The sequence below is a fragment of the Aliirhizobium wenxiniae genome (assembly GCF_019511445.1).
Lineage (GTDB): Bacteria > Pseudomonadota > Alphaproteobacteria > Rhizobiales > Rhizobiaceae > Neorhizobium > Neorhizobium wenxiniae_A.
In genome coordinates, this window is sequence record NZ_JAEUAN010000005.1 from 194,041 (window position 1) to 218,276 (window position 24,236).

Below are 24,236 nucleotides of genomic sequence, written 5' to 3' on the forward strand. Positions count from 1 at the left end.
TCGAGGGGCGCCTATCTCGTAGCCGTCATCGACCTCTATTTCCGCCGGGTAATCGGCTGGCGGCCTGTACCTCAAGGAAACAGGTCAGTGCTGTCAAAAGCCAGAATGCAGTCGACGGCTAGGTCTATTATCGGAGCCTCGCTGATCGGCGCGCGTGAGGCGACGGCGCGGGACCAGAAAAAATCGACGATACCGATAGCATCTGCGGAGCCAAAGCTTGGACGGCAGAAGAGGCCTCCGCGCACGACAAAGCAATGTGAGAACTGACTTGCCGCCCTGATATCGACCGGATAGCCGCTCAAGCGAGCGCGGCGGCTATCCGGGCCAGCAAATCCGCCTTGATTTTTGTTTTGATTGCAGAGATGTCTAGCGGCGCAGGGATCTCAGAAATGCGTGGCGCAAACGGTCTCGTTAAAGGGTGCCATCGATCCCTGCGCTCCAATCCGATTTCTTCGACGATAGATGTGCGGTCGGTTTTGGGGCCGATGAAGACTGTAGGAACACCCATGGCGATGCAGGGCATTGCGCAGTGAATTCGTTTAGTTACGACCAAGGCTGCCTTTCTGCCGTAAGTCTCGATCATGTTTTTGGCGAAAGACAATCGAACATCGGTAGGTGTTTCAGCCACGCGATGGCTAATTTCTTTCAGCTTTAGGCCGTGGTTTTTGCGGAAAGTACGAGTGAAGGCGTCCTCATCAGCTTCGACGAGATAGATTGAATCCGGCGCGCGATCGGCCAGCGGCTCAAATGTTAATGTCGCACATAGAGATAGATATGCCTCGACGCCAAGAGATCGAATGAACTCCACGGTGCTGCGGTCTCTGCAGCCGATCGGTTCGTGTTTTTTCAGATACGAAGCGTGCCTGGCAATCGTGGGTTTGGCCCTATCCTGGACGTGAAAGCCGAAAAAGATCGGCTTTATGTTTGCGCTCGGCGGCCAATTGTCGAGTTTCTCCAGAAACCAGCCGTTGGTCACGAGGATCGCTTCCGGTCCGTCGTACATGCTTAGGTGATCTCTGTCGATGAAGGCGTCGACACGAGGTAGGTGCTGCATAACCGCTACGGTCTGCACATCGTCCCCGATATTGTTGCTTAGCCAGTTTAGCGCAAGGATGTTCATAAGTGCCCCGGAAAAATTTCCATCCGAATAATATGGGTTAGGCCAAATAGCAACTCGTCAAGTCTCGCGGGATGGCATACAACGCCACTGCCATAGATTGTGGCAGTTTCGATTTAAGGCCGTCTATTAATGGAGGAGCGAAGCTTCGATGGACCAGTTGGAATTCTGTCGAAAATTGACCTCCATCGTTTGCGAGGATCAGGCTATCTACGGTGGCGATATGCCTGCTCCATCGTTGGCGGAATTGATTTCCGGTCAGGTTGGAAGTGGTCCTGTAAGTCTTGGTGCTCTGCTTCCGCAACTCTGTGAAGACGAGCTTAAGTGCGTGTTGTCAAGTTTCGCTGCATCCCAACAGAAGGTGATCGCACTTGTTTCAATCTATTATTCGGATGAGCTTTCCGCCTCCGGATTGAATTTACATCGCACGGTGCAGCCGTTGGAATGGTGGAAGGCGCTTTTCGAAAGTAGTTTCCCTCAGGTGGATTTTGTGAAGTCTCGACGAGACAGCGAGCTTGTTTGCGTTAACTTCAGGCTGTCGGATGTCGCTAAGTCGAAGATTGCAAAGCTCGGTGAGACGTCGTCTATGCAGCGTGAGTTTTCGCGCCTAACCAGTCGAGTAGCACTTGGGTGGAGGCTCCTTGCTAGAAACTGTGTCAACCGAGATGCTTTGTTTGCTGCTCTTGAGGGGCGGACCGTTGCGGTCGTCGGCAATGCGCGCTCGTTAGCGCAAGCAGAGTTAGGTGCCGACATTGATGCGCACGACTTAGTGATTAGGTTCAATCGCGTCCCAATTATCTCGCGGAGGTCGCATGGCTATCGTACCTCATGGGTTGCAACCGGCGTGCCCATTAGCCAATCGCGACTTTCCTCTCTCGGTGGTAGCCACGTACTTTGGTTATCTCGTTATCGTCGAAAAATTCCCGGTGAAACTACCGCGATCCAAAACCTCTATCTTCATCCCGTTAGTGAGATAGATTCACTTGCTGAACGTTCGAAAGTGATGCGTCCCACCACCGGTCTGACAGCTATTGATTTATTGTCTAAATCCAAAGCTCAGAAAGTAAGTCTTTTTGGTTTCGACTTTTACCAGAGCCAATCATCATCGTCGCATCAGACTATAGAAAATGCTCCCCATCAATTCGACAATGAGGAGAATTTTGTGAGGGCACTCATCGCCCGAGATCCACGTTTCGAAATCAGGTAATTCCAGTTGACGCGGGTCAGACGAGGTAGCTCGCTTTGAATGTTTTCATAATGAAGTCGACGGTCTCCGGGCGCGGGTGCCGCAAATCATCGCCAAAAGCGTCCTCTAAGTACGCTGTCGCTATTTCGTAGGACGGGAAGTAATGTAATTGCGGGTCCGCGGAGAATTCGCGCATCAGTTCGTCGATAGCGACTCTAAGGGACGCTTTTGATACTGAATTGGCGGTTATGCATGAAACGGGACGAAAGGTGGCTGCGAGGGGAACGGGAGAAAGGGTAAATACGATGTGCGCATCGGGCCTGTGTTTTCGTATCAGCTGGTAAACACGGGAGAGATTGTCACGATTCTCTTCTGCACCAATGACGCGGAAGCCATGGCGATTTGGATCAAACTCAAGTTTGGGGACGGCGCGCCAGAATATATCGTTTGTTTGCTTGTCGAACCAGACTTCGGAAAGCCCCAGCGTGAAGATGAATATGTCTGTTTCGTTGAAGATGCGCCGCGTGTCGTCCTTGATATTGTCCGAAGCTTCCATGGCTTCTCCAGACTTGGCGTGCCACACTTGAGTTTCTGGCGATTTATCGTTGTAGGCCCACTCGAACTGCTGAAGAATTGCCGCCGAGTTAACAATGCCTTCTCCGCATCTGACAACGAAAGCGTCGAGTCCGAGTTTTGCTCCAAGGACGTTGTACCCTTCGGTTTTGAGGAACTTTGTCACCTCAGCTGCGAAGCAACTGCCAAACGCGGTTATCCGGTGGGTCTTTGTCACGAATGGAGCAGCGGGAAACCAGCCATGGCCAACATACTTTGTCACCGCGTCGGGTTCGGCGAGGCTCTCTTTAACCGGATGAAAATTGGTGGTTTCGCCTCGGTACCACGTTCCGTGCGCCCTGCGTTTCTTGCCGCCCATGCTGTAATAGACCATGTCTTCGCGTTGGGTGGCGTTATCGCCGACTGAGAAGTCTTTGCTTGGGCGTTTAAAAAATCGGTCGAAGAGCTTCATCATCTATTTTCCAGATGCTGGTGCGAGGGCTTGTGCACTGTGAGAGTTGGACGGGTTATCTCTCGATTGGCAAGGAGAAGCAACATCCAGCAGCCGCTACGGATGCTGTTGATGTGGGCAGGGAAGAGCTCCTTCGCCAACTGTGCGACATCGAAAGAGAAAATCTTGCCTAGTGGCATGGCGCCGATAAGCTACAGGATCATAGGCAGATGCTTACGATCACCGCCGTGCTTCATGTAGCTGCCGGCTGCTTCCACAAAGCTTTTGAAAGCGCAGTAAGGCTGGATTGATGTGGCCGGAATAATCGGCCGGAACGTCATGTTCATCATTGGCTCCCGGCGCTCAGAGCAAACCCGGAAGCGGACCGTTCGCGGACCGATTCACTGAAAAGGCCCGGACAGATTGAGATCAAACTAGTTTGCCTGCTCCGGCAAAGGTGAGCTTTCGCGAAGCCATCGCCTTTCGGGAGGTGGGCTGCGCAAAGACCTATGCAAATTCCGAATCAAGATCATCTCGGAAGAGGGGCGCGGAACGTGCACGAAGCAAGAATATGCTCAGCGTTTGTTCGGGACTTTATGTACTCGGAAGGACGATCTGAGCGCTTTTTGTTCCGATATGGCTGAACCAAGCGGCTGGCAAATATGGATATTCTCTCGGATTATCAGGGGGGAGATAAATGGTCGGAATGGCGGGATTCGAACCCACGACCCCTTGACCCCCAGTCAAGTGCGCTACCGGGCTGCGCTACATTCCGACCTGCTTCGAGAGCAAGACTTCCATACTGGCATGACATTCCCGGTGCAAGCGAAAAATCCCGGTCGCGATGCTGGCTGCACATCATCCAACGAAAAAAGTCCTGCCGTGCTCTTGGGGCTCGGCAGGACCGTATTTGCCTTGCTGACATTCGGCGATCAGATGATCGGGCAACCGCGGCGGTTCGCGAAAGTGATCCGATCCGGACCATTGCGTGTCATTCCCTCGACGGTCACGCTGCGAGACGTTGCCCGAACGACTTCAGGCCGGCGCAGACCTTCGTCGCGCGCAGCAGCGCGGGCTTCGCCGGGGCTGCAACCGCGATCCCGATCACCATAGCGATCCCTGTCGCGATCGCGGATAACCGGCCGCACGCCATCAGGGCCGATCCGAAGTTCGACATCCTGGGCTGCACTTGGCATTGCAGACACCAGGGAAGCCGTAATGGATAAGGCTGCGACCAGCCCGATCTTCGAGGCCATTTTGATCATCTCTTCTCCTCCGCGCGAACAGTTCTTATGTCGCGCTCCATTCATGCTTATGGAGACCTAACCGGCAGACGGCTGGAAAGTTCCGCTACCGACTTTGCGTCAGAGACTATCTGGAGAGTTGATTGCTGTGGGAATGAGATGCTTTTTTTGATCAATGCATCTCAATATGCGACCTAGATGCGGCCTAGCGGAAACGCGGTGCCCGGCTGGCGTTCATCAACAGTTCCTGCTGAGTGGCGAACGGGCCAAGAAGCTTGAGAAGCCTTGTTTCCTCCTCGCTATTCAGACGATAGCGCCGCGCAAAATCCGCGACGCTCCAAACCGTCTTCAGGCCCTTTTCCTCGATGTCGGCACTGCTCAGATGCGATGTCATGTGAACCCCTCTTCGTGTCCAGAGACTTGCTAAAGGCAATCTGAAATAAAGGATGCGCTTATGTAGTTAAGTTTATATGCGCAATTTTACGTTTAGTCCTCTTGAACTTTCACGCCGTTTTCTCCGATGCTGATCGAAACGCCTTCCGGCTTTGTTTCTTCACGGTAGACGTAGAAGCTGAGGCCTGCGACCACGACGATAAGTGCACCGATGATGAGATAAAGGTTATTGCTGCGAGCCATATGCTTCCCCGAGAGTGATTTCGGCGGAGAAACGCCTTGGAAGTCAAATGGTTCCAGAGAATTTATAAAACTTAGTCGTCATTTGTGGCATTCAAATTCTGAGGCCTGATGCCCTCATCAGCGGGCTGCTGGTGCAGTCTGACGCCGGGGCCGGATGCGTCCTGCTGGCCAGCGGCGACGAAGATGACGCCACGGGATTCCAGCGCGCGCTTCAGCTTGTCGGAAAATTCAGGCTCGACGTTACCGCTGGAAGTTTCCGTGTCACGGATAGACACGGCAGCGACGCCCGTCGCCTCTGCGAGTTCTTCTATTGAAATCCCGATCATGGCCCGGGCTGCGCGCAATTGTGATGTGGTCAGCATTCCTATGATTTGGAATGGCCCTGGCCGAAGTCAAGCCAGCACGGCCATCGTTGCCCGCTGTCGGCGCATATGCCGATGTTCCAGTGCAAAGCAGCCCCACAGAAGGCCGAGAAGCAGGTAGAAATGTCGCCAGTGATCGGTGTCGATGACGTTGCCGATGAGAGCGTGACCGGCGATCATCACCCAGCAGATCATCAGATAGGGCTGCCACGGCCTGTCTCTCAGCAGATAGCGGAAACCCATCCAGATCGTCGACCAGATCATGATCTGATAGGTGACGGCGCCCAGCCAGCCATAGGTGGTCAGCGACTTCAGCCAGATATTGTGCTCGTCCTCGCCATAGATCTTGCCGAATGCCATCGGGCCCAGGCCGAAGGGCCGTTCCATCGCCATCAGGAAGCCGATCTTGTGCCGCTCGAAGCGCCCAAGGCGTGCGCCATCATATTCCTGCACCAGCCGGGCGCGATTGGTGAAGAGATCGGATATCTGCGGAATTTGCAGAGCGATCACCAGCGCCAGAATGAGCAGTACGGCTGCAACGGCGGAAATGGTCAGGATCTTCAATCGGAATGCCGTCGTTCTTTCCTTCAAGAGCATGACGACGACCAAGGCTATGCCGCTGAACAGCAGCAGGCCCCAGGCTGCTCGGGAGAAGGAGAGGAAAACCCCGAGAACCAGCACCAGAATGCCGGCGATCAGAAACGGTGCCGCAAGGATGCGGCCCGTGAGCAGCCGATAGACCAGATAGAGGATCGGGGCGATGAGATAGGGACCGAAAACATTCGGATCCTGAAATGCCCCCATGGCCCGATCGTAGCGGGTGAAGACATGCGCGCCCGGAAAGGCGTTGAAATAACCGAGAATGCCGAGCAGCGCCGTGATGATTGCTGCAACCACCCAGGCGCGGAAAATCAGCACGAACCGGCTCGGATCGTCTTCGATGATCGCCGCGTAAAAGACCGAGCTCAACGCCAGGAAGACGGAGACGGCGATATACATCGGCGCGCCGCTCATGTCCTTCATGACGGTGATGGAAAACATGCCCCCGATATTGAAGACGAGCAGCAGGGCAAGCAGCAGGCAGACCGTGCGCGAAATACGCAGGCCGAGCAGGAACCATATGGCGACCTGCACCACCATGATGAGTTCGTATGGCGCCGGCTCCGAGATGACGAAACCCGACAGGAAAACCCCAAAGGCAAGCAGGCCGGATCCGAGAAGCCGGGCGATCTGTACCGCGGAAAGCCTGGAGGCCGGTGTTTCGAAATTCGCCGTGGTCAATACGCGTTGTCCGTGTTGAAAAGGCTGATCGGGGTCAGAAGCAGGATTTTCAGGTCGAAAAGCAGGGACCAGTTTTCGATATAATCCAGATCGTGCTGGGTACGGGCGCGGATTTTTTCATCCGAATCGAGTTCGCCACGAAGCCCCTTGACCTGCGCCCAGCCGGTAACGCCGGGCTTGACCCTGTGGCGGGCGAAATAGCTATCGACGACGTCGACATATTTGCGTTCGCCCGTCTGTGCGTGAACCGAATGTGGGCGTGGGCCGACCAGCGAAAGCTCGCCTTTCAACACGTTGAACAGTTGCGGCAACTCGTCGATCGAGGATTTGCGCAGGAACCGGCCGACCGGGGTGACGCGCGGATCCCCCTTCGTCACGGCCTTTACCGCCGTCTGGTCAGTCATGTTCGTATACATGGAGCGGAATTTCAGAACGTTGATGACCTCGTTGTTGAAGCCGTGTCGGTTCTGTCTGAACAGGATGGGGCCTTCTGACGTGGCTTTTACCGCGATCGCCGCAGCAAGCATGACCGGCCACAGAGCCAAAATCCCGATTACCGTGAAAAATATGTCGAAGGCGCGCTTTGCAACGGAGTCCCAGTCGCGGATCGGCTTGTCGAAAAGATCGAACATCGGCACCGAGCCGACATGGGAATAGGAGCGGGGCCTGAAACGCAATCGGTCTGCGTGGGCGGCGAGCCGAATGTCGACGGGAAGCACCCAGAGCTTGCGCAGGAGCTGCAGGATGCGCGCCTCGGCGCTCGCCGGCAGCGCTATGATCAACATGTCGATGCGGGCGAGCCGCGCGAACTCGACCAGTTCGGCAAAGGTGCCGAGCTTGGGGTAGCCTGCAACGACGCTTGGAGAGCGTTCGCTGCCGCGGTCGTCAAAGATGCCGCAGATGCGGATGTCGTTGTCCGGCTGCTGTTCGAGGGCGCGGATGAACTGCTTGGCGGGCTCGCCGCCGCCAACGATGACGGCACGGCGCTCCATAACGCCATTGCGCGCCCAGTTGCGGATCGCATAGGCGGTCAAAAGGCGTTCGCCGAGCAGGAATGCGGCGCCGAACACAAACCAGATCGCTGCTGCACCTGTGGGATAAAGGACACCCTCTGCTACCGAGACGCCGAGATATGACAGAACAAATCCCAGTGCCCATGCGGCAAGCACGCGCTTGGCATTGCGCCGCGCAGCCCGGATCGAGGGGATGAGATAGGTGTCGGCAAGCTGCAGGAACAGCACCGTCAGCGTCGCGCCAACAGCGGTTACGGCGAACCGCGTCAAAAAGTGACTGTCCGCCGGAACAGGCTCCATATAGCAGGCGAAGAGACCTATCGCGAGAAGCGATGCGAGTTCGAACAGGCGGAACTGTCCGATCAGTATTGTCGGTGAGTAATTGTTGTCGCGGAACTGGTCGGCGATCTGCTTGGCGAATGGGTTCAGTTCGACGGACGCAGCGGGCTCATCATTGTGTAATCCGCCATCAGCGACGCTACGGCGCAACGCGTCGAGGTCCAGGTCCTGCCGTTTGCCCAAATCGCTCATGAAACGGTCCTTTGCTTCCCGGTTGTTATCGGGAAGATCATGAGGGATCGCTTATCAGGAAGATGCTAAGGAAGCCTTTAGCCCGGCTTTCGCGTGGTGGCCGGAATGGCATCCCGGTAGAGGCCGAGCATGTCGCGTGCCATGACCGGCGCGGAGAATACGGACTTGAAAGCGGCGGGCTTCGGCATGGTTCGGTTGCGCCAGTCCGGCTGTGTGGCGGCCGCCGTCATGATGCGGGAAAGATCCTGTGCATCTCCCGGAATGACGAGCGCTTCGCTATCTTCGCCCAGCACTTCCGGTATGCCTCCCACCCGTGATGCGATGACGCCTTTGCCCGCAGCAAGCGCCTCGAGCACGATATAGGGCATCGCCTCGGCGCGAGAGGGCACCACGATCGTCTTCGCCAGGGCAAAGGCCTTGCGGGCAGGCATGGCGGGCAGCATCTGCATGCGCCGATCAAGCCCGAATTCGGAAATCATCGCCCGGTACTTGTCCTCGTCGGGACCGTCACCGATCATCAAGGCGGTCAGGGGGCGACCGATGCGGCGTTCCGTGCGCAGGAAGGCGTCGATGAAGACATCCGGTCCCTTCATGTCCCGCATCATGCCGATAAAGAGAAAATCCGCTGCGTCCGGAGCCAGAGAGACGGGGGAGAATTCCGTCTCGTTGATGCCGTTATAGATGACCTGCGAATGCGGTCTCGGCCTGCCGACCTTGGCTTCGTATGTTCGTCTCTCGTAGTCGCAGACGAAGGCGATGGCATCACAGAAATTTTCCTGAAAACGCTCAAGCCTCAGCACAATCTGCCCGGTCGCAGATGACCGGGAAAAATGCAGGCTGCCGCCATGCGGAGAATAGACGCGGGCTACGCGATACCTGTTTACCCGCAACACTGAGCCGATCATCCGGGCCACTGCGCCACCCTTGGCGCCATGTCCATGCAGGATATCCGGCTGCAAACTTTTTATATGTCGATAGCTCTTGGCAAGAGCGATCATGTCCGACGGCGATATTGCCCGTCGCATTGGAAAGCGAGTAAGCCCCAGCGCAAGCCGCGGCCTGATTGTTTCGAACAGCGCGTCCTCGTAAGAGCCGCCTGTCAAGCTGTCGCACAGGATGCCGACCTGATGGCCGGCTGCGTTGTGTTCCTCCACCAGATCGCGCACATGCCGGAATATCCCGCCAATCGGATTGCGGAAGCAATGCAGGATGCGCAAGGGAGGGGAGGGCTGCATCTTGGGTCAGAACAGGCGCTCACGGACATAGATGGTGTCACCGGCAAGAATGGGGGCCGTGACGACGGTTCGTCCGGTTGCCACCTGTCCGTTGATCTTGCGTGTCACATCGACATCCCGCTCGTTGCCACGCGAGGTAAAGCCGCCGGCAATGGCTATCGCATTCTGTGCCGTCATGCCCGGTACATAGGAATACTGACCCGGTCGCCCGACCTCGCCCATGACGAAAACGGGGCGATATCGGTCGATTTCGATGCTGACGTCTGGATCGCGCAGATACCCCTTTTTCAGGCGGCTTGCGATAGAACCTTCGAGTGCGGGCAGGGTCTGGCCACGCGCCGCGACCTGGCCTACCAGCGGGAAGGCGATGTAGCCCGCCTGATCGACCGTATAGGTATTGGTCAGCCCAGGCTGTTCAAAAACGGTGACACGCAGGCGGTCGCCGCTATCCAGTCGATAGGGCTGCAACGCAGCGGTCTCGAAACCCCTTGTCGGCGGTGGGCTGGTGGCGCAACCGCTCAGAAGCGCGACTGCGGCGAGCATGGCTGCTGCCACTGCCTTATGGGTCTGCACTTGTTTGCGTCGGGCAAGGACCATGTCCCACTCAGGCTCCGGCTGTTCATGTCGTTTCACCAGTTATGGATCTGTTAGGGTTAATGGCCGGTAAAAACGGCGCAGGAAATCAGCAACGTCGAAAATGGAAGAGTATTAACCACAGGGTTACCATGCTCCTTTACCATTCGCTGAATTGAGACGGTGGAGTGTGTGATGTCTGGTGGCAATGGCAATTTCCAGGACGTGGATATCGATCTTGGCCGCGTGATTGCCGCCGTTTGGGCGCGCAAGGGACGTATCATTGCCGTGACCGCCTTTGCCGCCGTCGCCTCGCTGGTCATCACCAGCATGATGACGCCGAGCTACAAGGCGGAGACGAGGCTTCTGATCGAATCCCGCTCACCCAACTTGACCGGTGGAGAGGGGGCCGCAGCCGCCAACGATCCGGTGCTCGACAGCCTCAACATCACCAGCCAGGCGCAGCTTCTGCAATCGACGGATCTGATCCGCCGTGTCGCCCGCGAACTGAACCTTGCTCAGTACAAGGAATTCGATCCGGCTTCGCGATCCGCGCTGCCCGATCTTCTGGTCATGGCAGGCCTGAAGCCGGATCCGATGGCGCTTGATCCCGAAGATCGCGTCGTCGAGAAATTCCGCGAGCGGCTGGAAGTCTATGCGGTCGAGAACTCCCGCGTGATCGGCGTCGAGTTTTCGTCGCATGATCCGATCCTGGCTTCCACAATTCCAAACAAGATGGCCGAGGTCTATCTGCAACTGCAGAGCGGCGCGAAGCTCGATACCCATTCGGAAACGGCCAAATGGCTGGAACCGGAGATTGCCAATCTGACCCAGAAGGTGAGGGAGGCCGAGGGCAAAGTCGCGGACTATCGCTCCAGCAACGGCCTGTTCCAGACAACGGAAGCCAACAGTTTTTCAAATCAGCAGCTGAACGACATTTCCACCGAGCTTGCCCGCGTGCGCGGCGAACGCGCCAATGCCGAGGCACGGGCGGAAAACGTTCGCACGGCGCTGAGCGCAGGGCGCGCGCCCGATACGATCGCGGATGTTGTCGGCTCGCAGGTCATCCAGCGGTTGAAGGAAGCAGAAACCAATCTTCAGGCGCAGATTTCTGATCAGGCGACATCGCTTCTGGATGCTCATCCCCGGATCAGGGGGCTGCGGGCGCAGCTCGCCCAAATCCGCCAGCAGATCACCAGCGAGACCCGCAAGGTGCTCGAAAGCCTCGACAGCGAGGCTCAGGTCTCGCGCTTGCGCGAGCAGCAACTCATGTCGCAGCTCAACACGTTGAAGGCCGATTCTGCCCGTGCCGGACAGGAGGAGGTCGGTCTGCGCGCGCTGGAGCGTGAGGCGGCGGCCCAGAGGCAATTGCTGGAAACCTATCTGGCCCGCTACCGCGAGGCGACTTCAAGGCTCGACGGCAATGCGACGCCGGCCGATGCCCGCGTTGTCTCAAAAGCCGTTGAACCGTCGGAGCCCTATTTCCCGAAAGTCATTCCGATCGTCATCGTCGTGACGCTTGCCACATTGATCGTCAGCTGCCTGATCGTGATGATTTCGGAACTGTTCAGTGGCAGGGCGCTGCGGCCTGTCAATCGGGAAGCGTCGCTGGAGCCGGCGCCGGTCCAGGAACGCGAAAAGATTGCTGACGCGCCGGTGACTGTCGCCGCAGCAACGACTGCCGTCGCGACAACAGCTGCTGTCGTTTCCAAAACGGAAGTCGAGACGAAAGCCCAGCCGGAGCAGAAGGTATTGATCGAGCGGAAGCAGGAAATCCGCACCACGGTCTTGCCGCCCGTCCCCGTGACCACTCCGCCGTCGCAAGCGGTCGAGGTCGCAACGCCGGAGCCGGTCGTATCTGAAGAGACCAAAACGGCGTCTGCTATCGATACAGGCTTCACGATCGGCTCGGTCGCCCACTACCTGCAGCGTCACGCCGTGCCCGTTGCCGTATCCGTATCTCCGAGCGGCGATGAAGGCTCGACGGCCAGCGTCATGCTGGCGCGTGCGGTGGCTGAAACCGAGCGTACGGTCATTCTCGTTGACCTGACCGGATCGGCCTGCCCGACGCGCCTGATGGCCGAGCATGACCGCCTGCCGGGGATTACCGACCTTCTCTGTGGTGAAACCGCGTTCGGCGAGGCAATCCATCCGGACCGCCTGTCCGAAGCACATATCGTGCCGCAGGGCATATCCGATCCTGTCCGCGCCATGCGGGCCGCGGATCGTCTGACGATGATCATCGATGCACTTTCCGATGCCTATGATCTGGTGCTGATCGAATGTGGTCCTGCAGATCTCGCCAGCCTGAAACGTCTGGTGCGGGCAGATGGAACGGAGATCATTCTTTCCGTTCCGGGCTTCTCGGAAGAAGCGATTGCCGAGCTTGTCGTCTCCTATGCCGACGCCGGTTTCCGCAACCTGCTCGTCATGGCGCAGCCGAACGACAGCCAGTCGCCATCATCGCGCAACCGAAGCGCCGCCTGATATTTTCTCAGTCCTGTCCCTAATGGCGGGAGCGCCAGCGTTGTGCCAGTGCATAAAGCCGGTGATCTCGTTTGATCAGCGTCTTTATGCCGGTCTGTGCCAGATGCAGGCCGGACAGGACTGAGCCTTTGGCGGAGACCGGCAGAAGAATATCGTGCTGCACGGTTTCCTGATTGCACCAGCTGCGCTTGTAGGGCTGGTCGCCGATGCCGAAATCAAAAAGCGCGGCCCCTTCCTCGATACTGCGCTCGATGGCCAGCCAGAAAAGCAGTTCTCCCGGACTTGCAACGGCCCCCACGCTGTCGTCGATCGAGCCGAACTGGCAGAGCACATGGCCGCCCTTGCGCGAAAGTCCGGTAACGGCCGCGATATGACCGTCATGCTGGCCTTTCAGGCGGATGGCATGCATGGCGAGCAGCCTGTCGTCACCGTGTTGAGGCGTGTCGAGCAGTCGGTGCAGGAAGTCGCGCGTCGATGCCGGGGCAAAGACATCCGGAAAGCCGAAGGCTTTCAGCCTTTCGCCCTTCTGAGCGAAGAAGACGTCGAGAAGCGCGTGCTGCTCGTCCACGGTCTGGGCCACGACGTATTCAAAACCACCGATCGCCTCGAGCCTGCGCACCTGGACACGATATTTCTTCCGCCGCGCTTTGGCATTTACCTGCGCAAGCGTGGCCTCCATCGTTTTGAAGAGTGGCAGCTGAAACGAATGGTTCTGGTTCTCGATCGAGGCCAGACCGCTCAGCGGATGAGTGACGCCGTTCCACTCGAGCGGAACGCCATCAATGACGACAAGATCCGCAATGCCCCTTAGGCACCGGGCAAGCTTGGTTTTGAACTGCCGCAACTCCTCCGCAGTCGGAGCGGCAAGTGAATCGTCGAAAAGCCCGGTATTGATATTGTTGAACCGTCCGCCGGGCAGCTGGGCGATACGTCCGAACCGACCTTCAACGATCTCCAGTGGTAGCAGAAATAGAATGCGGGAACCGATCGCCCCCGTAACGGCCAGAAGATTGCTGCTATGAGCCGTGGTCCAGGCGCGGCACCATTCGAGGCTCTGGTTCAGGGAATTCCAATCGCGGCGTTCGAGGCACAGCCATTCATTCTCGATCGAAGGGATATCGCGCACCAGGGCAATATCGAGGTCACCGAAATGTGCTGACGGCATTCCCGCCTGCTCAGAGAGAACCGGCGGAGCATTCATCGCGTTCGGATTGGCCCTTGCAGTCATCCATCACCCATCATTCATCGGCATATTGGATGATGAACACCAAGAATGCGTTTATGGCCGCGTTTCGCGGGATGGAAGCGGTCGGTCTGGTTAACTTGCAGTGTATTCCTACCGTTTCGGCCTCGGGCCGGCCATCCATTTGATGATCAGCATCGCCGGCAGGATCCACAGAAGGCCGGAGAGAAGGAAATACAGGAAATGCACCCACCAAGGGGAGGTGGCGAGCGTCAGTGTCGCTATCGTCGTGGCGGCAAGCGCGTAGGTAATCACCAGAATGATGATCAGGATGGTACCGACAAAACTTCTCCAACGCGGCACCAGCAGCCCTCCCATTCTTGTGTATGCCGCGACCGGATGCCGCAAAGCCTTGGGGCTTGTTTTGCACGGGTCCATGGGGCAAAGCAACGTTGAAACCGGAGACGATCTGCCGCTGTGGCGCGTTGTCTCACGGCGTCCCATGAAAACGGGCCGATGAGCACCCCGATTGCGGCCCGAGCGAAGCCATGAATGGCAGGAGCGTCACCATGTCGGCAACGGACACGATCATCATCGAAGCGACGCGCGAAACCGGACGGGTCGAGCGGAACCGCAAGGCGGTCCGCATCTGGCTCGGTCTCGTCATCTTCACGCTTTTCTGTCTGGTGCTTGTCGGCGGCGCCACCCGATTGACCGATAGCGGCCTGTCCATCACCGAATGGAAGCCGATCCACGGAGTCATCCCGCCGCTCAATGCCGCCGAGTGGCAGGAAGAATTCGAGCTTTACCAGCGCATTCCGCAATATCAGCTGCTCAACAGCCATATGACCGTCGATGAATTCAAGTCGATCTTCTGGTGGGAATGGGCGCACCGTTTCCTCGCCCGCTCCATCGGCCTCATCTTCGCGCTTCCGCTCGCCTTTTTCTGGGTGACGGGCCGTATCGAAAAGCGAGTGCGCCTGCCGCTCCTCGGCACATTGGCGCTCGGCGGCTTTCAAGGCTTCATCGGCTGGTGGATGGTCTCGTCCGGCCTCACGAAGCTTGTAAGCGTGTCACAATACCGCCTTGCCACCCACTTGGTCATTGCCTGTCTTATCTTCTCGGCCTGCGTCTGGATCATGCGGGGACTGGCGCCTCATGCGAAAGACCGTGCGCCGACAGACAGGTCGAAATGGGCAGCTGGCGCGATCGCCTTCCTCGTGCTCTTCCAGATCTATCTCGGCGCGCTTGTTGCCGGTCTCGATGCCGGATTGAGCTACAATACCTGGCCGCTGATGGATGGCGCATTCATCCCAGGTGACCTTTTCATTCAGAATCCCTGGTGGATCAATCTCTTCGAGAACCCGAAGACGGTGCAGTTCGTCCATCGCTGCGGTGCTTATGTTCTCCTCGCAGCCGTCTTCCTGCACATGATCATCGCGCTGTCCAAGGCTCCGGCAACGACCCATGCGCGCCGCGCCGTGCTTTTGTTCATCCTCGTCTGCATTCAGGCGGCAATCGGGATCGCGACGCTCATTTTTCAGGTGCCGCTCGACATGGCGCTCGCCCATCAGGGCATGGCGCTGATCGTGCTCGGCTTCGCCGTCGCCCATTTCCGCGCCTTCTTCGGCGAATACCAGCGGGAAGCGGCAATCGAGGTCAGGGGCTGATCTTCGTCACGCCTGTGCCAAGACGGCTTTGATCGCCGTGACGACTGCAAGCTCGTCGTCGCGATCCTTGGCGTTGCCGTCTTCCTCGTGCCATGCCGCCGACAGGCAGCCATAGGCGAAGGCATAACGCAGGATGGTCCGGACGTCGCGCCTCAACGTTTTGGCAAAGACCGCTGCCATGTATGCAATCCGTTCCTGGCTGCGCGTGAGGTCGAACCGATCGAGCGGATTGGAAAACATGTTGGCGACATCCAGCGCGGCATCTCCGATCAATCCCGCCGGATCAATGATCAGCCAGCCGCGTGGGCCGAACATGATATTCTCATGGTGAAGATCGCCATGCAGCGGTTTGATGTCCTGCTGACTGCCGATCAGTTTTTTTGCCATCCATGCGGCTTCGACGAATACGCTGTCTGTTCCGTCGCGACGATCGTCTTCCGCCCTTTCGAACAGGCTGGCGAAATAGCGATCGAGCGGCTGCAGGCTGCTCGGTGCCGGCATCCGTGATGGCTGGTGATAGGCAAGCAAGGCTTCGGCTGCGATATGCGTGGCGTCTTCGTCGCCGTGGCTGATGAGGTGATCGCGAAGAGTGATGTCGCCTGCGTGTTCCATCAGCAGCATGTCTGACGATTGTGAGATCAGCTTTATGCAGCCCGTGCCATCTCGCCAGCGCATAAAATCGGCACCGCGAAGACTGTCGCTCAGCGCCTTCGGCTTCAAAACCTTGACGACTGCGGGTTTACCATCCGCAGTGACCTCAAACACGATTCCGGCCACGGTATCGGCAATCTGGCGGGCGTTTTCCACCCGCCAGTATTTTGGAAAGATGGGCGTCTTGCCCGCCATCACGCCGACAGCATCAGGTCCATGTTCTGAACGGCTGCACCCGATGCGCCCTTGCCGAGATTGTCGAGCAGGGCAACGAGGTTCACATGCGCGCCTCCCGGCGTGCCGAACACGAAGAGCTTCATGCGGTCGGTATTGGCCAGTTCCTCCGCATCGACGCGACCAAGCTTCGCGCTTTCTTCAAGCGGCACGACGGTGACGATATCCTGACCGGCATAGTGCGCGACGAGCGCCGCATGAATGCTTTCGATCGTCGCGCCATCCTTCAGGTCATCGAGGAACAGCGGCACTTGCACGATCATGCCCTGCGCGAAGCGGCCGACCGAGGGCGAAAACAGCGGTGCGCGGTCGAGCAGGCCGTGGGTCTTCATTTCCGGCACATGCTTGTGCTTCAGCGGCAGGCCGTAGACGAAATTGTTGGCCGAGATCGCGTCCTCGCGGGAGGAATCTTCCATCTGCGCGATCATCTGCTTGCCGCCGCCGGTATAGCCGGAGACCGCATTGACGGAGACCGGATAACTGTCGGGCAGGATGCCGGCAGCACGCAGCGGCCGGATGAGGCCGATCGCACCGGTCGGATAGCAGCCGGGATTGGCAACATGCCGCGCGGCCTTGATCTTGTCGGCCTGCGCCTTGTCCATTTCGGCAAAACCATAGGCCCAGTCGGGCGCGATCCGATAGGCGGTCGAGGTGTCGATGACGCGAACCTTGTTGTTACCGGACAGCATGCCGACGGCTTCCTTCGAAGCATCGTCGGGCAGGCAGAGGATAGCGATATCGGCGCTGTTGAGCAGATCCTCGCGCATGGCGGCATTGCGCCGCTCGGCTTCAGGGATCGACAGAAGCTCGACGTCGCGGCGGCCGGCCATGCGGGTGCGGATCTGCAGTCCCGTTGTACCGTGTTCGCCATCGATGAAGATCTTCGGTGTCATTGCCTTTATCCTGTTAAATCAGTGCCTTGGAGAAGGAGCCGGAATCACTTTGCCAGCCCGTTGAATCAGTTTGTTAAAGCCGGGCCAGTCGCTCGGCTCTGAGCCCGAGCATATACATTGCAACCGTTGCCCCGGCAATGGCGGTAATATCGGCATGGTCATAGGCAGGTGCCAGCTCCACCACGTCGGCCCCGCGGATATCGAGGCTGCCGAGCTTGCGCAAAACCGACAGGATTTTCGCGCTCGACGGTCCGCCCGCGACCGGCGTGCCGGTGCCAGGCGCAAAGGCCGGGTCGAGGCAGTCGATATCGAAGGTGAGATAGACCGGACGGTCGCCGACATGGGCAAGGATGGCATCGGCGATCTGTTGCGCGCCCATATCCTCCACATCGTAGCCATGCAGAACTCTGATGCCGAAATCCTCCGGCGCATGGGTGCGGATGCCGATCTGGATCGAATGCGCCGCATCGATCACGCCCTCGCGCACCGCACGCGCGACAAACGAACCGTGGTCGATCCGCTCGCCATCGTCATCCCATGTATCCTGATGGGCATCGAAATGGACGAGGGCGAGGGGGCCATGCTTTGCGGCATGGGCCTTCAGCAAAGGCCATGTCACGAAATGATCGCCGCCGAGCGACAGCAGGAATGCGCCGGAGGCGATAATCGCGGCTGCCGTGTCCTCGATCAGCCCTGGCGTTTTCTGATGATTGCCGTAGTCGAGCAGCACGTCGCCATAATCGACAACGGCCATCGCTTCGAAGAGATCTCGGGCAAATGGATATTGCGGATCATTGTCGAAGATCGCAGAGGCACGCCGGATCGCCTGTGGCCCGAATCTGGCACCGGGCCGGTTGGAAACGGCTGCATCGAAAGGAATGCCGAGCACGACGGCGTCGGCGCCCTCGACATCCTTGGAATATCGCCGCCGCATGAACGAGAGCGCGCCCGCATAGGTCGGGTCGGTCGCAGCACCCCGCAGAGCTTTGGCCGTAAAGGCGTTGTCGATCGATTTACTCGCCATTCCTGATCCTATTTTTCGAACCCGTAGGCTCGTTCCACCCGCGCGATCCGCACCTGATAATCCTCGTACCAGCGCTCCCGGCCAAGTTTTTGGGCCGCAGCATGCGCGACGACGGCCTTCCATGCCCGGATACTGTCTTCGTCCTTCCAATAGGAATTGGTAATTCCGAACCCGTCAATGCCGCGCGCACTTTCAACGCCGAGAAATCCGGGCTGCTGGCTGGCCAGCTCGACCATGGCATCGGCCATGCTGCCATATCCATGGTCGCCCTCGGTGCGACAGGAGGAGAAAGCGACGACATAATAGGGCGGGGCGGGCAGTCGGGCAAAGGAAGTGGCCGGCAGGCTGGACATGGAATGTTCTTTCCTCGTTTCGCAAGCGCTCCATGTTGATGCCTCGCGCTTGATACGCAAATCTCAAATATTGATCGATCGGGAGTAAGGGAGCGGTGGCTTGCCTCTGTTGAATTGTATCGGACCGGGACTGATTGAGCGGTCTCCAGCGTGTGTGATGGTTACCAGGCGATGAAGGTTAAAATCCGAAACATTTCATTGAGAGACATTTAAAGCGAGAGGCGTATTCGGACACTCTGTCATGATTTCGCGGGGGCGATTGATAATGTTAGAGTTTTTGAAAGTAAGCGCCGCTTGCGGCAAAAGGCTTGCGCGGGATCGCGGCGGCAATTTTGCCATCGCCACGGCAATCATGCTGCCGGTCATGATTCTTGCAGGCGGGGGCGCGGTTGACGCATCTTCCGCCTATTTCGAGAGGAACAGGATCCAGGGCCGGCTAGATGCCGCTGTGCTTGCTGCCGCCGGTCAAAGCGACAGCACCAAGCGCTATGCCACCGCTGCAGGATTTATGCCGGCCATATCGGGCGGTGCGGATGAAAAACCTCTCGTTGTGACCAATAACAGTGATGGCAGCGTAACCGGCACCTACACCTATGTGGCGCAGAACTCGTTCCTCGGCATAGTCGGCATCGACAATTTCAAGCTGGTTGTCACCGCAACGGCCATGGCGTCCAGTAAATCAGGAGGAGAGGCCGTTAGTGACGGGGCAGCATGTATTCACGTGCTTGCCAATACGTCTCAAGCCGTGCTGATCAACTCCGGTGCAAACGTGAAGTCTGAAAAATGTGGGGTTGATGTTCTTTCCACCTCCAACCCGGCCTTCATCATGAATGCCGGTGCGAAGATCGAGACGCCGCGCTTCTGCGTCAGGGGCACGAACAATATCAGGAACGGTACTGAACCTAGAAACTTGAAGACCGGCTGTCCGGCTGCCAGCGATCCTTATGCCGGTGCCTTTGCCGAGCCGACGCTGCCGGCAAAATGCGAGACATCCGGCGTTCCGAACGGCTCGACATTCACCCTGAAGCCCGGCATGCATTGCGATGTGACATTCAATGGCAGCCCGAAGATCACCTTCCTGCCTGGCCTTCACATCATCAAGGGCCGCATGATCATCAATTCCGGGGCGACCGTGAATGCCGAGGGCGTCACCTTCTATTTTCCGGACGTCTACAGCGAGATCCGCGCCAATGGCGGCCTGACCTTCAATGCCTCATCTCCTGCGTCCGGCGCTTACGCAGGTATCCTCATGTACGAGAAAACCAGCAGCGCCTCCAACAATTCGAACAAGCAGCAGTATATTTTCAACGGGTCGGTCGGCGAAACGCTGAGCGGCATCATTTATCTGCCCAACCGCGACGTCACTTATAACTCGAAGACGAACCAGACGAGCCGTATCAACATGGTCGTCAACACGATGATCATGAATTCGTCCAATTGGAATATAGAGCCTTACCAAGGTGGCTCGTCATCCACTCAGCCGGGAACCGGCTCGGGATCGAGTACCGTCCGGTTGATAAACTGACCGAAAAATACCCCTGCAAAATTCAGCCGTCGCCTTCCGTAAGGATCGCGGCGGCTTTTTTGATGGCTGCTTCCCGTTTTGATGAGCACGCAAAGAAAAAGGCGGAGCCGAAGCCCCGCCTTTCGAAAAGCATAAATCCAAAAGCGATTAGCGCTTGGAGAACTGGAAGGAACGGCGAGCCTTGGCCTTACCGTACTTCTTACGCTCGACAACGCGGCTGTCGCGGGTCAGGAAGCCACCCTTCTTCAGGACCGAGCGCAGGCCCGGTTCGAAGTAGGTGAGGGCCTTGGAAACGCCGTGACGAACAGCGCCGGCCTGACCGGAAAGACCACCGCCAGTGACGGTTGCGATGATGTCGAACTGACCGGTGCGGGCAGCGGTAACCAGCGGCTGCTGAAGGATCATCTGCAGAACCGGGCGTGCGAAATACGTGGTGAAGTCGCGGCCGTTGATGATGATCTTGCCGGAGCCAGCCTTGACCCAGACGCGGGCAACGGCGTTCTTGCGCTTGCCGGTTGCGTAGGAACGACCCTGCGCATCGACCTTGCGGACGTGAACCGGTGCTGCCTGGCCTTCAGCCGGAGCGAGGTCCTTCAAAGAGGAAAGATCGGCCATTATCAGGCGCTCCTTGTGTTCTTGCTGTTCAGCGATGCCACGTCGAGAACGACCGGCTGCTGTGCTTCATGGGGATGGTTCGAGCCGGCGTAAACGCGAAGGTTCTTCATCTGGCGACGGCCGAGCGGGCCGCGCGGAACCATGCGCTCGATAGCCTTTTCGAGAACGCGCTCCGGGAAGCGGCCTTCGATGATGGCGCGTGCGGTGCGTTCCTTGATGCCGCCCGGGTAACCGGTGTGCCAGTAGTACTTCTTGTCGGTGTACTTCTTGCCGGTCAGGACGCACTTTTCAGCGTTGATGATGATGACGTTGTCGCCGTCGTCAACGTGCGGGGTGTAGGTAGCCTTGTGCTTGCCGCGCAGACGGTTGGCAACGATGGTGGCGAGGCGGCCGACAACGAGCCCTTCGGCGTCGATGATCACCCACTTCTTCTCCACCTCTGCAGGCTTCTGAACGAAGGTAGACATGATTTTCTCTTTCGTTTGATCCCCGAGGCCAGAAACTGGTCGCCGGGGCGTTTCTTGTTGCTTGTATTGGCAGCCTTTGAAGCGCCAAAAAGAAAGCGGGCCTGTTAGGGTCCGCAATCTGGCGCGCTTATAACGTGATGAGCGGCGGCGGTCAACTTTGACGATTTGGCTGATTGAAAAATAAAATCAATTAAATCAATGTGTTGACAGTGTGGTATTTTGATACCATAAATTTGGCGGGCTTTAATATTAGGCTGTCATCTTGACGCCGGTTGGTGGAACCGGCCGTACCCTACCTGTGGCGGTAACTTCTCGTTAAATTGTTAGTCACTTCTAAAGTGCTGTGAACAAAGCTGGAATGTTCCCGCAACAAAATGAAGCGATTTCCCGATTTCATCCTCGGGTGGCTCCCAGCGACCATGTGAAGCGCTGCAGGATGTTGGCGATGGCAACTGTGAAAGACTACATAAGTTGGACAGACGACCGAATGGGCGCAGAAAGCCGCCGGGAGAGCCGTATATGAACCATGATCGCTATGAAGACGACTATATCGCCGGGATTTTGAAGGAAACCCGCACGATCGCGCTTCTGGGAGCTTCCCCAAAACCGGATCGGCCCAGCCATGGCGTCATGCGGTTTCTGCTTGATCGTGGCTATACCGTCTATCCCGTCAATCCGGGACAGGCCGGAAAGGAAATTCTAGGCCAGAAAACCTATGCGACGCTTGCAGATGTTCCAGAGCAGGTCGATCTGATCGACGTGTTTCGCGCGCCTGAATATCTCGACGGCGTGGTTGAGGAAGCATTGTCGCTGGAAACGCAGCCGGCAGCGATTTGGGCGCAACTCGGAGTGCGTGACGATGCGGCGGCCGCAAAAGCCGAAGCCGCGGGCATCAAGGTGGTGATGAACCGCTGCCCGGCGATCGAATATCCAAGGCTTGTTGGCTGACTGCAGTGAATGTGCGCAGCGATCCTCCATATTCGCACTGCGCACATTAATACCCTGCTTTGTCGTATGTTTTGCGTGTGCCGTCCTTAGCCAAGCAAGAGTTCGGGGTCGGCACGCATCGTATTGAGACTGACCGCATTGCCGCAATAGCCGGTAAATTCCTGCCCCGCGACCTCGGCCTCAAGGTCATGGCGACACCGGTTCTTGGATCTGCATTTGGTGCAGGTGAGTTGCATTTCCCGGTACAGGGCCGGATGCAATGTCGCCACATCGCTTTGGTCTATATTCAGCGCATGCATCATCTCGATCATTTCATCGGCGGCGTGCGGCCCTGCCTTGACCAGTTGCAAAAGGTCATCCGGTGCGATCGCGCAATCCTTTGAAATCTGCCGGATCGTATCTTCGTCCAGCATCGCAATCTCCTCCGATTCCGCTGCCGCCGACCAGGCCTCCGCGCACCAACTCAAAAAGCGCCGCGAAATGCTTGTATGTTCCTCGAATGCCACCCTTCCCATGACGTCCTCCTTTGTTTTGAGAAAGATGCGCCAGGCGGAATTATATTCCTTGATCCCCGTCAACGTCCGCGCTTTGTTGCGACAACATAAATTCAAGTCACATTTTGGGAGGGTATAATGCCGCCATTAAATCCCGGATTTTCCACACTTGCCATTCATGCCGGCGCGGCACCCGATCCTACCACCGGTGCGCGTGCGACGCCGATCTATCAGACGACGTCTTTCGTCTTCAACGATGCCGATCATGCGGCAGCACTTTTCGGCCTCCAGCAGTTCGGCAATATCTATACCCGCATCATGAACCCGACCCAGGCCGTGCTGGAGGAGAGGGTGGCGGCGCTTGAGGGCGGCACGGCAGCGCTTGCCGTCGCATCCGGCCATGCGGCGCAGATGCTGATCTTCCACACGATCATGCAGCCCGGCGCGAATTTCGTCGCGGCCCGCCGCCTCTATGGTGGTTCGATCAACCAGTTCGGCCACGCGTTCAAGAATTTCGACTGGCATGTGCGCTGGGCCGACACCGATGACCCGGCAAGTTTCGAAGCGGCGATCGACGGCGAGACCCGGGCGATCTTCATCGAAAGCCTCGCCAATCCGGGCGGCACATTTGTGGATATTTCCGCGATCGCCGACATTGCCCACCGCCATGGCCTGCCGCTGATCGTCGACAATACGATGGCCAGCCCCTATCTGTTGCGGCCGCTGGAGCACGGTGCTGATATCGTCGTTCATTCGCTGACGAAATTCCTTGGCGGCCACGGCAATTCGATGGGCGGCATCTTGGTCGATGGCGGAACCTTCGACTGGTCGAAATCCGGCAAATATCCGATGATGTCGGAGCCTCGGCCGGAATATGGCGGCATCGTCCTGCACGAAACCTTCGGTAATATCGCCTTCGCAATCGGCGCCCGCGTGCTGGGTCTGCGCGATCTAGGGCCGGCGATTTCACCTTTCAACGCCTTCATGATCCAGACCGGTATCGAGACCCTGCCGCTCAGGATGCAGAAACATTGCGACAATGCGCTGGCGGTCGCCAGATGGCTGAAGCAGCACCCGAAAATCGCTTGGGTCAATTATTCAGGCCTTGAGGACAATCCCAACCATCCGCTGCAGCAGCATTATTCGCCGAAGGGTGCTGGTTCGGTCTTCACCTTCGGCATCGAAGGGGGCTACGAGGCCGGCAAGAGCTTCGTCGAAGGAATGCAGCTCTTCTCCCATCTCGCCAATATCGGCGACACCCGCTCGCTGGTCATCCACCCGGCATCAACGACGCACCGCCAGCTGACCGAGGAACAGCAGATCGCGGCGGGAGCGGGGCCTGACGTCGTGCGCCTGTCGATCGGTATCGAGGATGCCGCCGATATCATCGCTGACATCGAACAGGCACTGGCGAAAGTCGGCTGAGGCTTTTATAGAAGCCGCTCATGTAATCATTCCGACATGGTCGGCCGCTATCGGCTGGCCGTGGCGGCGCTCGTCCGATGCGCTGC

At 57.8% G+C, this 24,236-nt stretch carries 26 protein-coding genes and 1 tRNA gene; 6 read left to right on the forward strand and 21 right to left on the reverse strand.

What is annotated here, in order from left to right; genetic code table 11:
* Positions 1 to 298: 298 nt before the first annotated feature.
* The gene (locus tag JNB91_RS08555; protein WP_220325085.1) at positions 299 to 1,120 is read right to left on the reverse strand and encodes a polysaccharide pyruvyl transferase family protein; all 822 of its coding nucleotides are present in this window, start codon (positions 1,118 to 1,120) and stop codon (positions 299 to 301) included.
* 148 nt (positions 1,121 to 1,268) lie between these two features.
* Here JNB91_RS08555 and JNB91_RS08560 point away from each other — a divergent pair, with 148 nt between their 5' ends.
* Positions 1,269 to 2,324, forward strand: coding sequence for a glycosyltransferase family 29 protein (locus JNB91_RS08560; protein WP_220325086.1), 1,056 nt, complete (start codon positions 1,269 to 1,271; stop codon positions 2,322 to 2,324).
* Positions 2,325 to 2,340: 16 nt separating this feature from the next.
* Here the strand turns inward: JNB91_RS08560 and JNB91_RS08565 are convergent, their stop codons facing one another.
* The 11 genes from JNB91_RS08565 to JNB91_RS08610 form a co-directional block, all read right to left on the reverse strand.
* Complete coding sequence (locus tag JNB91_RS08565) at positions 2,341 to 3,330, reverse strand: GSCFA domain-containing protein (RefSeq protein ID WP_220325087.1); 990 nt, start codon at positions 3,328 to 3,330, stop codon at positions 2,341 to 2,343.
* Between the two features lie 188 nt (positions 3,331 to 3,518).
* Positions 3,519 to 3,653 carry a hypothetical protein gene (locus JNB91_RS31125; RefSeq protein WP_262927999.1) on the reverse strand — a complete coding sequence of 45 codons (135 nt, stop codon included), beginning with the start codon at positions 3,651 to 3,653 and terminating at the stop codon, positions 3,519 to 3,521.
* A gap of 351 nt (positions 3,654 to 4,004) precedes the next feature.
* A tRNA-Pro gene (locus tag JNB91_RS08570) sits at positions 4,005 to 4,081 on the reverse strand.
* A 157-nt stretch (positions 4,082 to 4,238) separates the two neighbouring features.
* Complete coding sequence (locus tag JNB91_RS08575; protein ID WP_220325088.1) at positions 4,239 to 4,571, reverse strand: hypothetical protein; 333 nt, start codon at positions 4,569 to 4,571, stop codon at positions 4,239 to 4,241.
* 184 nt (positions 4,572 to 4,755) lie between these two features.
* A complete protein-coding gene (locus JNB91_RS08580) occupies positions 4,756 to 4,944 on the reverse strand; it encodes a hypothetical protein (RefSeq protein WP_220325089.1) in 189 nt (62 codons plus the stop codon).
* Positions 4,945 to 5,036: 92 nt separating this feature from the next.
* Positions 5,037 to 5,186: a hypothetical protein gene (locus JNB91_RS08585; RefSeq protein ID WP_220325090.1), complete on the reverse strand. Its 150-nt coding sequence runs from the start codon at positions 5,184 to 5,186 to the stop codon at positions 5,037 to 5,039.
* Positions 5,187 to 5,257: 71 nt separating this feature from the next.
* A complete protein-coding gene (locus JNB91_RS08590) occupies positions 5,258 to 5,548 on the reverse strand; it encodes a helix-turn-helix domain-containing protein (RefSeq protein WP_220325091.1) in 291 nt (96 codons plus the stop codon).
* A gap of 30 nt (positions 5,549 to 5,578) precedes the next feature.
* Positions 5,579 to 6,829 (reverse strand): O-antigen ligase family protein, encoded by a 1,251-nt coding sequence (locus tag JNB91_RS08595; protein ID WP_220325092.1) that lies wholly within the window; start codon positions 6,827 to 6,829, stop codon positions 5,579 to 5,581.
* Positions 6,826 to 8,373, reverse strand: coding sequence for an undecaprenyl-phosphate glucose phosphotransferase (locus tag JNB91_RS08600; RefSeq protein ID WP_220325093.1), 1,548 nt, complete (start codon positions 8,371 to 8,373; stop codon positions 6,826 to 6,828). The genes JNB91_RS08595 and JNB91_RS08600 overlap by 4 nt, the downstream gene beginning before the upstream one ends.
* A gap of 77 nt (positions 8,374 to 8,450) precedes the next feature.
* Positions 8,451 to 9,608, reverse strand: coding sequence for a glycosyltransferase family 4 protein (locus tag JNB91_RS08605; protein WP_220325094.1), 1,158 nt, complete (start codon positions 9,606 to 9,608; stop codon positions 8,451 to 8,453).
* A 6-nt stretch (positions 9,609 to 9,614) separates the two neighbouring features.
* On the reverse strand, positions 9,615 to 10,151 hold the full coding sequence (locus JNB91_RS08610) for a polysaccharide biosynthesis/export family protein (protein ID WP_430736261.1): 537 nt from the start codon (positions 10,149 to 10,151) through the stop codon (positions 9,615 to 9,617).
* Positions 10,152 to 10,376: 225 nt separating this feature from the next.
* On the opposite strand from JNB91_RS08610, the gene JNB91_RS08615 reads away from it, so the two are divergent.
* Entirely contained in the window at positions 10,377 to 12,668 is a 2,292-nt protein-coding gene (locus JNB91_RS08615; RefSeq protein ID WP_220325095.1) for an exopolysaccharide transport family protein, read from the forward strand.
* Between the two features lie 19 nt (positions 12,669 to 12,687).
* Here JNB91_RS08615 and JNB91_RS08620 read toward each other — a convergent pair whose 3' ends face one another.
* Both JNB91_RS08620 and JNB91_RS08625 read right to left on the reverse strand, forming a co-directional pair.
* Complete coding sequence (locus JNB91_RS08620; RefSeq protein ID WP_223218106.1) at positions 12,688 to 13,896, reverse strand: GNAT family N-acetyltransferase; 1,209 nt, start codon at positions 13,894 to 13,896, stop codon at positions 12,688 to 12,690.
* Positions 13,897 to 14,004: 108 nt separating this feature from the next.
* A complete protein-coding gene (locus tag JNB91_RS08625; protein ID WP_430736258.1) occupies positions 14,005 to 14,229 on the reverse strand; it encodes a DUF2842 domain-containing protein in 225 nt (74 codons plus the stop codon).
* 191 nt (positions 14,230 to 14,420) lie between these two features.
* On the opposite strand from JNB91_RS08625, the gene JNB91_RS08630 reads away from it, so the two are divergent.
* Positions 14,421 to 15,521, forward strand: coding sequence for a COX15/CtaA family protein (locus tag JNB91_RS08630; protein WP_220325096.1), 1,101 nt, complete (start codon positions 14,421 to 14,423; stop codon positions 15,519 to 15,521).
* A 6-nt stretch (positions 15,522 to 15,527) separates the two neighbouring features.
* Here JNB91_RS08630 and JNB91_RS08635 read toward each other — a convergent pair whose 3' ends face one another.
* The 4 genes from JNB91_RS08635 to JNB91_RS08650 all read right to left on the reverse strand — a co-directional run bounded on the left by JNB91_RS08635 (position 15,528) and on the right by JNB91_RS08650 (position 18,676).
* Entirely contained in the window at positions 15,528 to 16,367 is an 840-nt protein-coding gene (locus JNB91_RS08635; RefSeq protein WP_220325097.1) for an aminoglycoside phosphotransferase family protein, read from the reverse strand.
* On the reverse strand, positions 16,367 to 17,299 hold the full coding sequence (argC, locus tag JNB91_RS08640; RefSeq protein ID WP_220325098.1) for an N-acetyl-gamma-glutamyl-phosphate reductase: 933 nt from the start codon (positions 17,297 to 17,299) through the stop codon (positions 16,367 to 16,369). The genes JNB91_RS08635 and argC overlap by 1 nt, the downstream gene beginning before the upstream one ends.
* Before the next feature lie 73 nt (positions 17,300 to 17,372).
* Complete coding sequence (gene speB / locus JNB91_RS08645; protein ID WP_220325099.1) at positions 17,373 to 18,323, reverse strand: agmatinase; 951 nt, start codon at positions 18,321 to 18,323, stop codon at positions 17,373 to 17,375.
* A gap of 8 nt (positions 18,324 to 18,331) precedes the next feature.
* The gene (locus tag JNB91_RS08650; RefSeq protein WP_220325100.1) at positions 18,332 to 18,676 is read right to left on the reverse strand and encodes an antibiotic biosynthesis monooxygenase family protein; all 345 of its coding nucleotides are present in this window, start codon (positions 18,674 to 18,676) and stop codon (positions 18,332 to 18,334) included.
* A 265-nt stretch (positions 18,677 to 18,941) separates the two neighbouring features.
* Between JNB91_RS08650 and JNB91_RS08655 the strand changes: the two genes are divergently transcribed.
* On the forward strand, positions 18,942 to 20,201 hold the full coding sequence (locus JNB91_RS08655; RefSeq protein WP_220325101.1) for a TadE/TadG family type IV pilus assembly protein: 1,260 nt from the start codon (positions 18,942 to 18,944) through the stop codon (positions 20,199 to 20,201).
* 147 nt (positions 20,202 to 20,348) lie between these two features.
* Here JNB91_RS08655 and rpsI read toward each other — a convergent pair whose 3' ends face one another.
* Entirely contained in the window at positions 20,349 to 20,816 is a 468-nt protein-coding gene (gene rpsI / locus JNB91_RS08660; RefSeq protein ID WP_220325102.1) for a 30S ribosomal protein S9, read from the reverse strand.
* Between the two features lie 2 nt (positions 20,817 to 20,818).
* Positions 20,819 to 21,283 (reverse strand): 50S ribosomal protein L13, encoded by a 465-nt coding sequence (gene rplM / locus JNB91_RS08665; RefSeq protein ID WP_148145307.1) that lies wholly within the window; start codon positions 21,281 to 21,283, stop codon positions 20,819 to 20,821.
* 519 nt (positions 21,284 to 21,802) lie between these two features.
* Here rplM and JNB91_RS08670 point away from each other — a divergent pair.
* Complete coding sequence (locus JNB91_RS08670; protein ID WP_220325103.1) at positions 21,803 to 22,231, forward strand: CoA-binding protein; 429 nt, start codon at positions 21,803 to 21,805, stop codon at positions 22,229 to 22,231.
* A gap of 86 nt (positions 22,232 to 22,317) precedes the next feature.
* Here JNB91_RS08670 and JNB91_RS08675 read toward each other — a convergent pair whose 3' ends face one another.
* Entirely contained in the window at positions 22,318 to 22,809 is a 492-nt protein-coding gene (locus JNB91_RS08675; RefSeq protein WP_223218107.1) for a DUF6455 family protein, read from the reverse strand.
* 54 nt (positions 22,810 to 22,863) lie between these two features.
* Here JNB91_RS08675 and JNB91_RS08680 point away from each other — a divergent pair, with 54 nt between their 5' ends.
* Positions 22,864 to 24,150, forward strand: a complete 1,287-nt coding sequence (locus JNB91_RS08680) for an O-acetylhomoserine aminocarboxypropyltransferase (protein WP_220325104.1) — start codon at positions 22,864 to 22,866, stop codon at positions 24,148 to 24,150.
* The last annotated feature ends 86 nt before the right edge of the window (positions 24,151 to 24,236 follow it).